Annotated in this window: 14 protein-coding genes; 3 read left to right on the top strand and 11 right to left on the bottom strand. The window is 54.3% G+C overall.

Annotated elements, in window-relative coordinates:
* Positions 1–18 precede the first annotated feature (18 nt).
* Positions 19–699: a hypothetical protein gene (locus tag CTR2_RS08035; RefSeq protein ID WP_046462302.1), complete on the bottom strand. Its 681-nt coding sequence runs from the start codon at positions 697–699 to the stop codon at positions 19–21.
* Between the two features lie 179 nt (positions 700–878).
* Between CTR2_RS08035 and CTR2_RS08040 the strand changes: the two genes are divergently transcribed.
* Complete coding sequence (locus tag CTR2_RS08040; RefSeq protein ID WP_046462301.1) at positions 879–1,139, top strand: hypothetical protein; 261 nt, start codon at positions 879–881, stop codon at positions 1,137–1,139.
* Positions 1,140–1,174: 35 nt separating this feature from the next.
* Here CTR2_RS08040 and CTR2_RS08045 read toward each other — a convergent pair whose 3' ends face one another.
* The 7 genes from CTR2_RS08045 to CTR2_RS08075 all read right to left on the bottom strand — a co-directional run bounded on the left by CTR2_RS08045 (position 1,175) and on the right by CTR2_RS08075 (position 6,702).
* On the bottom strand, positions 1,175–1,420 hold the full coding sequence (locus tag CTR2_RS08045) for a hypothetical protein (protein WP_254913510.1): 246 nt from the start codon (positions 1,418–1,420) through the stop codon (positions 1,175–1,177).
* Positions 1,421–2,610: 1,190 nt separating this feature from the next.
* Entirely contained in the window at positions 2,611–3,078 is a 468-nt protein-coding gene (locus CTR2_RS08050; protein ID WP_087085883.1) for a hypothetical protein, read from the bottom strand.
* A gap of 1,353 nt (positions 3,079–4,431) precedes the next feature.
* Complete coding sequence (locus tag CTR2_RS08055) at positions 4,432–4,611, bottom strand: hypothetical protein (protein WP_087085882.1); 180 nt, start codon at positions 4,609–4,611, stop codon at positions 4,432–4,434.
* 24 nt (positions 4,612–4,635) lie between these two features.
* The gene (locus CTR2_RS08060) at positions 4,636–4,854 is read right to left on the bottom strand and encodes a hypothetical protein (RefSeq protein WP_003061337.1); all 219 of its coding nucleotides are present in this window, start codon (positions 4,852–4,854) and stop codon (positions 4,636–4,638) included.
* Positions 4,855–5,420: 566 nt separating this feature from the next.
* Positions 5,421–5,612: a hypothetical protein gene (locus CTR2_RS08065; RefSeq protein WP_003061342.1), complete on the bottom strand. Its 192-nt coding sequence runs from the start codon at positions 5,610–5,612 to the stop codon at positions 5,421–5,423.
* 96 nt (positions 5,613–5,708) lie between these two features.
* Positions 5,709–5,888, bottom strand: a complete 180-nt coding sequence (locus tag CTR2_RS08070; protein WP_003061345.1) for a hypothetical protein — start codon at positions 5,886–5,888, stop codon at positions 5,709–5,711.
* A 202-nt stretch (positions 5,889–6,090) separates the two neighbouring features.
* Positions 6,091–6,702, bottom strand: coding sequence for a VWA domain-containing protein (locus CTR2_RS08075; RefSeq protein ID WP_087085881.1), 612 nt, complete (start codon positions 6,700–6,702; stop codon positions 6,091–6,093).
* A gap of 123 nt (positions 6,703–6,825) precedes the next feature.
* Between CTR2_RS08075 and CTR2_RS08080 the strand changes: the two genes are divergently transcribed.
* Together CTR2_RS08080 and CTR2_RS08085 are read left to right on the top strand one after the other, a co-directional pair.
* Complete coding sequence (locus CTR2_RS08080) at positions 6,826–7,218, top strand: hypothetical protein (RefSeq protein ID WP_140401100.1); 393 nt, start codon at positions 6,826–6,828, stop codon at positions 7,216–7,218.
* A 634-nt stretch (positions 7,219–7,852) separates the two neighbouring features.
* On the top strand, positions 7,853–8,017 hold the full coding sequence (locus CTR2_RS08085) for a hypothetical protein (RefSeq protein ID WP_167599015.1): 165 nt from the start codon (positions 7,853–7,855) through the stop codon (positions 8,015–8,017).
* Between the two features lie 251 nt (positions 8,018–8,268).
* On the opposite strand, the gene CTR2_RS08090 is transcribed toward CTR2_RS08085, so the two are convergent.
* Genes CTR2_RS08090 through CTR2_RS08100 form a run of 3 tightly spaced genes read right to left on the bottom strand, consistent with a single transcriptional unit; the run spans position 8,269 to position 9,425 of the window.
* Positions 8,269–8,529 carry a hypothetical protein gene (locus tag CTR2_RS08090; protein ID WP_003061355.1) on the bottom strand — a complete coding sequence of 87 codons (261 nt, stop codon included), beginning with the start codon at positions 8,527–8,529 and terminating at the stop codon, positions 8,269–8,271.
* Positions 8,522–9,124 carry a type II toxin-antitoxin system HicB family antitoxin gene (locus tag CTR2_RS08095; protein ID WP_160162801.1) on the bottom strand — a complete coding sequence of 201 codons (603 nt, stop codon included), beginning with the start codon at positions 9,122–9,124 and terminating at the stop codon, positions 8,522–8,524. The genes CTR2_RS08090 and CTR2_RS08095 overlap by 8 nt, the downstream gene beginning before the upstream one ends.
* The gene (locus CTR2_RS08100; protein WP_034361190.1) at positions 9,114–9,425 is read right to left on the bottom strand and encodes a hypothetical protein; all 312 of its coding nucleotides are present in this window, start codon (positions 9,423–9,425) and stop codon (positions 9,114–9,116) included. The genes CTR2_RS08095 and CTR2_RS08100 overlap by 11 nt, the downstream gene beginning before the upstream one ends.
* Positions 9,426–9,641: the final 216 nt, after the last annotated feature.

Raw genomic sequence — 9,641 nt, forward strand, 5'->3', positions numbered from 1 at the left:
GGATTCATCGCGCGGCCCTCAATCCCATTGCTCGCCGGCGGCGCTTTCAACTTCGTCCGCGTCCATGTCAAGCTCGATAGAGCTGCGGCCAACGTAGAGCGCAAGCAGAAGGCCGTCAAACCTGCCCGCAGCATCGGGAATGCTCTTGGGCGTGATGTCGCGGCCGTCTAGTTTCAGCGAATAGACCTCGCCGTTTTTGTTGATGGACAGTCGCATGTCGGCGCTGTATTTGCTGCTAGTGCTTTCATCGCTATCAAGCGAAAGCCAGCCGCCGCCATACTCGCTTGGTTCGTAGTGAGCATAGAAGGCTTCATGCCGCTCCTTGTGAAAGGCTTCGCGCGCCTTCCCAACCAACTCGGACAGCTTGATGCGCTCTGGCACGTCCGGGATGGAGCTTTTCAGGCCTTGAGCGATAGCTGTCTTGATGGTTTCAGCGTTCGCGCCCATGACGGCCTCCGTGACTGCGCTATTGGCCATGAGCTGGAACTTCGCCACATCATCAATTGCCAGCCCGTGGGGCATGGCGTCCTTGAGCTGGGTTTCAAGCGCCTTGCGGAACGGGCTGGAATAGTCGGTAGCGTCCCGGATGGCGGCACCGACAGCTTCGGCAATGGCTTTGTTTACCAGGGGCTGGATGCGCTCGGCGCTGACGGCCTGGGCGATGATGCTGGGCAGGTCCAAATCGATCTTGATTTCCATGGGGACTCCTGTGGAGGGTGGTTTGGGCAAAGAAAAAGCCCGCTAGCGATTGCTGCGGGCTTAGATAAAGAGCCGGTGACCTTTCGGGTCTGCCTGAGGAATGGTTCAGAGAGGGAGGGGGGAGATAAACCCCAGGCTCGGCTGGAAACTAAAATGGGTCATCAGACTGGAGGTGCTTCATGACCCAGGAGGAATCTGGCGCATTCGCTGCGCTGTCGATGATCTTGACGGCAGTCGTCAAGGCGCTACCGCGCGAGACCGCGCATCAAGCGGCGAGAGAGCTGCGTGCTGCGCAGCTGGATGCCAAGCATCAGGACGGACCTGATAGAACGGATCCCGAATTCAGGCTTGGCCGCGATCACTTGGTGAATGCGTATCGCGAGCTTCTCAACAAAGTGACTGAGGGCAATGTCTACCTTGTCGGTGGTGGAAAGAAATGAATCTGACTTGCCACCTGGCGTGACTGCTGTCGCATCTAGCGGCACGAGATATTGCGCCAGGTGAATTTGCCGTCGTTGAAAAACTCAGTCCATACCGACATGATGGGCGCCTGGCGGTACGAGAACGTAATCTGGTTAGGAATCTTTGGCCCTAATGCAGCCAACTGGCCGTTCTTGTCGAAGACTTTGACGATGTAAAGCGTGACGCCTCCGTCCTCATCGGTGTTCAGGACTACGCGGTAGTCCTTGGTGAAGAGATCCCAGTCAAAATGTTTCGTCACATATGTATGCATGCGTACATAGGCTCGGTTTGCGTGCTTGGCAGCAGGATTAACTTTCTTCATGAGGACACTCCCTACATCTCAGAGACTGGCCGCAGAACCTGCGAGCTGACGTTTCTTTGTGAGTCCGTCTTGTTGTAACTGGCAGATGTAAGTAGGTATGTAGGCGCTTACAGATTGAGCGATTGGATACCTTTGATTCAACTTGTGATATCTGCGGAATCTCGAACGGTGCACCCTCCCTTCGCGGCTGTCGTCTTTCTTTGATGAGGTTGCCAAGCTAAATGCTGCGTGCACTACTCTTCTTCGGCTTGCGACGGCTAGAGAAATCTTTGGCGGACAAAGAAAAGCCCGCTAGCGGTTGTTGCGGGCTTGAATAAAGAGCCGGTGACCCTTTTGAGTCCTGCCTGGGGAGATAGGTCAGTAAGGGAGGGAGGAGATATCCCAGGCCCGGCATAACAGGTAGATGGCGTCGAATTCTGCATGATGCTTTTAGGGTGATCAATAGGAGCTCGTCTTACACCAAACAGAGTAGCTCTCGGTTCGCTCGTGAGACTGCTGCAGTGACGTTAGGCGCTTGTTTTGCGCGATGAGCTGCCTTGAAAAAGAAAAAGCCCGCAAGCAGTTGCTGCGGGCGCGAATAAAAAGCCGGTGACCTATTTGGTCATGCCTGGGCAAGTTGAGGAAGTGAAAGGAGTCTGTGACCCCAGGCCCGGCAAAACAGGTACGTGCTGCAAATTTTGCCCAAAGAGAGTGACGGAATCAAGATGTGCGGGGGCTCATAAACAGGCTCTCCCTCATCTGGCGTGACCACTTTCGCTCAAGACGCTGAAGCCACGCCGCGCTCCCAATTGTCGCCAGCCCAGGCGAATTCCTGAGTTGCCGTACCTGCTTGAGCAGTCACGCCGGATGGTCCCGAACTCAGGACAAAAAAAAGCCACCTTGTGGGTGGCGAAAGAGGCTCCACCTACGTCCGAATAGCTGGGCCCAATGTGGATGCTACTCGAATAATTTCCCAGTCAGCCGACCGCTGCTGCGCAATTCTTTGCGAGGCATGTTGGCGCGCGGACCGCGATACCGTGATGGCCTCGCTATAGCCTTGATGGGAGGCTAGAGGAGAGGAACTGCACCCTTCTCGCTCCGAAGCCCGGTAACCCCGAGCAGGTGTTAAGGCTGGCTTTTTGGCATCGCTAAAGCAATGTGGGAGGCTCAACGTAGGTGCAGAGAGCGTGCTTCTTGATATCAAGTGCAGGAGAGCAGCTCGTCTGCCATAGAGATTGCCCGCGGCAGGTCTTGATCAAGTTTTTTACTTTGGCAACTTCATCTTCGCTTTCGAGCCTGTCCTCTATAAAGTTCTTGAAGTCCTTGTCCTGAAGCATTTCCACAAGGCTTGCGGTGTGCGTGTTGAGTTCATAGACAAATGGTTTCTTGCCTGGATAGGAGGCTAACTCACCTTGACGAAAGCCCACAAATCCGCAGACAGCATCGCCGTTCTTGCTCAACTTCACGTCTTTGAACTCGGCATGCTCAGGAAAGGCAAGCAGCCGCCTGGCAGCTCGCCTGGCCTCAAGTTTGTGGCTCTCCTCATTCGTGCAGGAAACAAGGATGAAGCCTGAAATGGCGATCGATATGCTGATAGACAGCGTTGATGGACGCATAGCTATTCCAGTATTGATTTGGCTAAGCCGGGACTGCGCAACGGTCGCAGACACGATTGCTAGTTGGCGTTGGCTGTTGGATGAATAGCTAGATCAAACCGAACTCAAGCGGCTTTCACGGATATCGCGGTGGCGCTTGGGAAGCGTTGCAAGGCATCTTCAAGTGCGGCGCATGTGCTTGGGAATAGGGCGGTGTAGCAGGCTCCTGCTACTTTGATGATGCATCGCTTCAATGAAATCTCCTTGAGTCTGTTCAGTTCATAGGAGGTTATCGGTTGATATGTATCAAACTGAAACACAAAAAGTGCAGTAGCTCAGATTGACCCAACGATTGGCTAGATGCGCTCGGCGCAGACGGCCTGGACGATGAGCCGGGCAAGTCCAAATCGATCTCGATTTCCACGAGGACTCCTGTGGAGGGTGGTTGGGGCAAAGAAAAAGCCCGCGAGCTGGCGCTGCGGGCTTTGAATAGAGGGCCGATGACCTTTCGAGTCATGCCTAGGGAAAGATTGAGGGGGGGCCTAGGCTCGGCGTAACAGGTGGATTGCGTCGAATTCTGCTTGACGCTTTTGGGGTAAACAAGGCGAGCTCGACTTACACCAAATAGGGTAGAACCATCTGGCGTGACCACTGTCGCCACGACGCAAAGCGCCGAGTTCGTGACTGCCGCCAGCCCAGGCCCATTCCTGAGCTGCCGTACCTGCTCGAGCAGTCACGCCAGATAGCCCCCGCTACTTTCCCGGGGTGGTCATGATGGGCACCTGTGGCCGGTGCGATTACCCTCTTGCAGTTTTCCAGCCAGACCTTTTCAGGCCTGGTTTGTAAGAGCCGGGGAGCCGACCCCCAGCACCATCAAGAAAAAGAGCGGATCAACCGGCTTTCGGTCTGTCGGTGGCGTCATCTCGGATTGCCAAACTCCACGCCCGGTTGCAGTTTTTCAGTGCCGCGCTCTTTCTTGATGGCCCCGCTATAGCCCTGCGGGAGAGGGCGCATGTATGCCACATGTTGGCTGAATGCTCACATCTCAAGATCTCCGGGCACAAAAAAGCCACCTTAGAAGGTGGCTGTTGAAAATGAAGCCCTTAATCGTGGGGGCTGTCGAGCACTCTTGCTACCAGTACCGATAGCTATGGCGCATGCGCGATTGCCTCTCCTCTTGCCTCCTCTTGTCTTTTTCAGGAGGTCCGCACTGTTCGATGTTGGGTGAACTGGGGAGTGGCTCACCTCTGGCGAAGACTCGTTTGACTGTTCTCCAAACCCTCAGGAATGAAGATGGGATGCGGCTTACTGACATATAGACCTCCAGACTGACACGCGCGAGCTACGGGCTCGCTGCGTCTCCGTATGGTGCTGTCACGCCTTGTCGTTGACAGCAGGTGTTTCGGAGCTGGGCTGTGGGGCTTTTGGCGTCGGTGCGAGTGGTGAATCGAGACTGGGTTCGATGGGTTGAATCTTTGAAATCGGCTCGAGGAGCATCACCCACATATCACGCCAGAACTCGGACTGACGTTTGTAGCCAAGTAGTGAAAACATATAGACCTCCGGTCAGATGCTTGCTCAAGCGGCAGAGATTTTGTTGAGGACCGCTTGCAGCAAAAGGCGGTTCGTTTTTTTGCGCAGCATCTGCTCAGGTGACTCCTCCTGCAGCTGTGCATCCGTTTGAAATGGCGTGTGAAAGATTCGGTCGTCATCCGCCACGTTCCGGGAATCGACTTCCTGTTTTACGTCGGGACATCGGGAGCGGATGCTGAAGATAGTTTTGTCGATGAAAGACATATAGACCTCCGGTCTATGGCAGCGGTCCAAGATAGGCCACATGAGTCCACGGTACTCTTTTTAATGACCTTAAACGGCGGTCTCAAAGTCCATGTCAGCAATGCTCGAATAGGCCTTAAACCGCAGCAGTTTCCTCAAAGAAAAGCCACCTGAAAAGGTGGCTGAGGATCATGGCTTTCTGCTTAGTCTGGGGCGTGAGCGTGGCAGTCAGGGCTTGTCGTTGGCTGCATCTGAGCCGAGCGTGGATGGTGGCGTTTCTGGCTTTGCTGAAGGCTCTTGATCGAAGCTTGAAGGGCTTGGTGGGAGCTCAGAGATGGGCTCAAGGATGATCGACCACATGTCATGCCAAAACGCGACATATCTTTGGTACACAAGGAGTGGGAACATATAGACCTCCGGTCTAAAGCTGCAAATCAAGAGGACTTGCATGCACCCACATTACGCTTTTAAAAGACCTTAAACGGCGCAAGCAAAAGCCACCCGGAGGTGGCTGGTGTGCTCGCGTTGAGGCGGTTGCTCAAGGCATCTGGGACAAGCCTGAGTTAGAAAAGTAGCTCTTTTTTTCGCTACTGCTTGCGTTGCTGCTGCTGCTCTTCCTCATTCTTTTCTTTCGGGACGCGAGGTTTGCCTTGTTGCTGCGGAGCTGGGAGCCCGTCGGTAATAAAAAACATCAGCTTCAAGGTGTCCAAAAAGGATGGGGTGGAGATGGGGATGGGGTTACCTGACAAATAGACCTCCGGTCTAAGGCGGCTGGTCAAGATTGACTGCCTTGTCCCACAGTACTCTTTTAAATGACCTTAAACGGTGCCCTCGAAAAATAGACGCTAGCCAAGTTGTCGCAGCTGTGGTCGCGCTCACTCGATGAAGCCAAGGTCGCGCAGTGCTTCAGTCTCCTGGGTGTACTCAGCGTCCTCGATCAGCAGCACACCGTCAGGGCCATAGATATTGCGCTGTGGTGCGCCCATGACCTGCTCAATGCGCTCGACTCTGTAGCCGTGTCGCTCCCAGATTTCGGTCGTGTTTATGCGTGTCATAGGGTCACTTTAATCAAACGAAAGCGCTGCTAGCAAGGCTTTCGTTTGAACCCCGGATCCGCTCCGAGTGGGCGTGTAGCTGCTTACTTGAACCAGGCCAGAATGGCCGACTTCATGGCAGCGACAGTGCGGTACTTCTTCCCGCACCAGAAGCCGGCGGCGAACACCGCCAGCACAAAGATCAGCAGGATCAGGTCGACCATCAGTCTTCGATGGCGGCGGCCACCAGCTCGGCCGTGGAGGCGAACGCATCAGCTTCGGCCACGGTCTTGACATCCACGATGTCGAACTTGGCGCCCTTCAGGTCGTCGTCCAGCGACTTCAGATAGGCCGTCGCGGCCGCATCGTCGCCCACCTGGATGAACAGCACGGTGCAGTCGTCGTCATTGGCTTGGCTGTTTGCCTGCTGGAGGATGCGTTGGGCCGCTGCAGCCTTGTCGTCGGGCACGCCGTCGGTGAAGACAATGATCATGTCCTTCTTGTCGGACTTACCAGCCAGCGCAAACGCCGCATCCAGGGCTTCAGCCAGAGGGGTGGTGCCGCGCGGACCGTGAGAGGAGAACACTTCACGAGCCTTATCAGCGGTCACGCCGTCGAAGGATTCAACCTTGCTGCCGAACAGAACCAGGCCCAGGCCGTCTTGATCGATTTGCTGGGCATCGCGGATCATGGCCATTGCCGATTCCTGTACGGCTTGCCAACGTGTGACGCTGGAGCCGCGCTTGACGGGCTCGCCCATGGAGCCGGAAGTGTCGATAGCGATCACGAAGTCATATTCGGAGAGCTTGTTGATGATTGCTTGAGCTGCGTTCATGGAGAGAGTCTTTCTATCTACAGGGAAGGGCCGCCCTGTTATCGGCGTAAAAAAGCCAAGCGCTCTCGGGTGAAAGGGCTTGGCTTTTGCCCCTGATGTCGCTCAGGGACTGGCGCTGCTTGCTTGCAAACCCCAATACTCAGCCTGCGGTTTGTAGCCAATAGTTACAACATGAGTATTGGAGCTAAAGCATCAGCCATCATCGGCCGCAGCGGGTATTCAATTACGTACCTATATGACCTCTATACAAAGGCAAAAAAGGGGGATGCTGACGCATCTCAGAAAATTGCTCTGCTCATCAGGAGCAATAGAGATTTGGACTTTGTTTTCTACGCTTTCCGCAGTGCGGCCCAACGGGCACAAGATGCGCGCCGAATGACGCAGAAGCAGAAAAAGAAACAGGCCCCAACGGATCCGCGCAATGGCGCATGGGATCGGCTGAAAGGGCGCGTCGGAAAATCGCCTGGACTCGCACTGCAGGGCGGCCTTCCTAGCCTAGGCAAGGGCAGTCGGTAAAACCGAGATCTAACACGAAACACAGCTTGTAGCGTTGTAGCGCCCTCAAAGCTGAGGTGCTGGCATCTCCCCGCATGCGGGCTCCAGCTTCGCTCTGGCAGCTTTATGCAGATCACTATCTGCGCCGTTTGCACCATCCACCGCTTCGGGGCGGCAGAGTCGCGGCGCGTTCCGGTAAGTCATCGGGGCGCAGCGTGTCTCGCGACGTGCATTGAATCTCTGGCTTTTTAAAGACCCGTGGCGCGCGGCTCGATCACTTGGCACCCCTTGCATTGCTGCGATGGATGAATAATAAGGCATAGCCTAATTTAAATGCAATAGGCATCGCCTTATTTTTTCTTGGCCCAGCGTGCCAACGCAGCATCCAGACGAAAAAAAGCCCGCTCAGGGCGGGCTGGTGTGCGGGAGAAGTGGGGCTACTGCTTGCCTAACTCGTCAAGGGCTTCTTGCAGTGACTTAATCAGTCCCTCCACGTCCTCACGAGACATATCAATCCAGGCGGTTGAAACGGGCAGGCCCGACGAGGTTTTGGCGGTGTGCTTCACGCCGATCAACGGCTGCCCACTCACAACACGAGTGCGGATGTTGGTGGACTGAAGGCGGGGTGCGGGTGCTGTCATGCGGAGATGGTGCCATGAAAAAGTCCTCACTTGTGGAGCTGTCACAGATTGCAGACAGCAGCCTGAAGGAGGAGCATTTAGGTATCACGCACTTCAAGGAGAGCGGCGATGTCTACCCTCATGACACAAATGGTTGGCCTGTGGATCCTGGCCGTGCTTGTGGCCTGGGTGATCAATGAGATCCGGGACGACTGGCGGACGTAAAAAAGCCCGGTCGGGGCAGGCTGTCTCCGTTTGCCCGTGAGTACTCACAGTGAGACTGTGAGTCTATCAACGCACTTCGAGGAGAGCGACGATGTCCTTGGTCATGACTCAGTTCTGGGTTCAGCAGTTGATCATCCTACTGATGGCCTGGGTGGTCTATATGACCATCGAGTATTGGGTGTGAAAAAGCCCACGCGAGGTGGGCTTCTTGAGCGCGATCGTCTGCCTAGGCTGGGTTTAATTCAGCGGCATCAAAAGCAAGTGGTGGTAGCTCTGAAGGAACTGGATCGATCTTCTGCAGACCTATCCCCTCTATGCTCACAAACCCAGTGGGAGCTACTTCTGCAGGTGTTGGGCCGAAAGCACCTGCGCCCAGCCTGAAGTTCACGCTGAGCGTCCAAATTCCATCGTGAATGTCGGCCTCTTTGAGCATCAACGTGACAATCTCTTTGTGGTCAAACGAGTAAGAGCTTGCATTTTTAGCCATGTGAAATTTCCATGAACATCTTGGGTTCGGGAGCTGCAGTGATCATTAAGTTGCTAGCAGACGAGCTAACTTCTCGAAATTTCATGGTGGGGATCACTCGAAGATCGTTCGTTGATCTTCCATGCACTGCTGAAAAATTATTTTGGTAGAAGAAGTACAGGTTGCTTTGTACTGCTTTATGCAGTTCGTAGGCTAGGCGCCGCATACCGTCTTGTTGACCTAGGTAGCTTGCAAGTGCGTTGCCAATGAACTGGTTGAGACTTATGCCCTCCAGATCTGCTCTTTCAGCCGCAAGCTGATGAAGCCGTCTGGAGACGCGCAATGCAATCTTTCCACTTGCGCCTTCATAGTCAAGCGGTGGGCTTACGGGATAGCCGTTTGCATGAGCTGAACGCATCCAGCTCAAAGCGGCACTTTCGAGATTGCTCAATGCCTCTTCTGCGGAATCACCTTCTGCAATGCAGCCAGGAAATTCATGAATTGTTGCTGTGTATCCACCTGAAGGGTCGGGGCTCAGACGGCGCACATAGCGTTCATCCAGTTTTGCAGAATCCATTGATGGTTTTTTAGCTGTAGTTGTTACGTCACTCATCATCAGCCTCATCTTTTTCAAGTTGATCGTGATGCATTTCCCATTCATCCAGATCGGAAAGAAGTTGATCAATGATGCTCCGTGCGGTACCCGCCTTCAACCCCGCTGAGTGATGCGGAATCGAGAGTGGAGGGCTTAGCTCAGGCTCTATCTCTCTTACCCAATTAGGCTCTTTTCCTCTGGAATCAAGTTGTCGGCCAACAGCCTTAGCATATGACTCCAGCACTCTACTTGGATAAGAGGTGTAGTTCTGGCGCATCTGCTTCAGTTCTCTCCGTAGACCGGAGATCTTATCTTTTTTCATGGATGATAGCGCCAGTGATATCACTTAAGATGCATAAACACTGTGGAAGTTCCCTTCTTTTGTCGCTCTTCTCAGCTACCTAGGATGTGTCCCAGTTCGTTGAAGTGCTCACGAATCGGGTTGTTCAGGAGATTCTGCAGCAGCGGGACTCGATGAAGACGCGAATGGCTTGCTCCATAGTTGTTTACATACAAAAACACCCTCGAGTCCTCCCCA

This window comes from Comamonas thiooxydans, assembly GCF_002157685.2.
Lineage (GTDB): Bacteria > Pseudomonadota > Gammaproteobacteria > Burkholderiales > Burkholderiaceae_C > Comamonas > Comamonas testosteroni_H.

Bases quoted from the DNA above. Each gene is read 5' to 3' on its own strand.
- CTR2_RS08060 (WP_003061337.1), bottom strand. From the start codon at position 4,854: ATGTCTTTCATCGACAAAACTATCTTCAGCATCCGCTCCCGATGTCCC.
- CTR2_RS08100 (WP_034361190.1), bottom strand. From the start codon at position 9,425: ATGAAAAAAGATAAGATCTCCGGTCTACGGAGAGAACTGAAGCAGATG.
- CTR2_RS08035 (WP_046462302.1), bottom strand. From the start codon at position 699: ATGGAAATCAAGATCGATTTGGACCTGCCCAGCATCATCGCCCAGGCC.
- CTR2_RS08090 (WP_003061355.1), bottom strand. From the start codon at position 8,529: ATGGCTAAAAATGCAAGCTCTTACTCGTTTGACCACAAAGAGATTGTC.
- CTR2_RS08070 (WP_003061345.1), bottom strand. From the start codon at position 5,888: ATGACACGCATAAACACGACCGAAATCTGGGAGCGACACGGCTACAGA.
- CTR2_RS08085 (WP_167599015.1), top strand. From the start codon at position 7,853: ATGAAAAAGTCCTCACTTGTGGAGCTGTCACAGATTGCAGACAGCAGC.
- CTR2_RS08050 (WP_087085883.1), bottom strand. From the start codon at position 3,078: ATGCGTCCATCAACGCTGTCTATCAGCATATCGATCGCCATTTCAGGC.
- CTR2_RS08055 (WP_087085882.1), bottom strand. From the start codon at position 4,611: ATGTTTTCACTACTTGGCTACAAACGTCAGTCCGAGTTCTGGCGTGAT.
- CTR2_RS08095 (WP_160162801.1), bottom strand. From the start codon at position 9,124: ATGATGAGTGACGTAACAACTACAGCTAAAAAACCATCAATGGATTCT.
- CTR2_RS08040 (WP_046462301.1), top strand. From the start codon at position 879: ATGACCCAGGAGGAATCTGGCGCATTCGCTGCGCTGTCGATGATCTTG.
- CTR2_RS08075 (WP_087085881.1), bottom strand. From the start codon at position 6,702: ATGAACGCAGCTCAAGCAATCATCAACAAGCTCTCCGAATATGACTTC.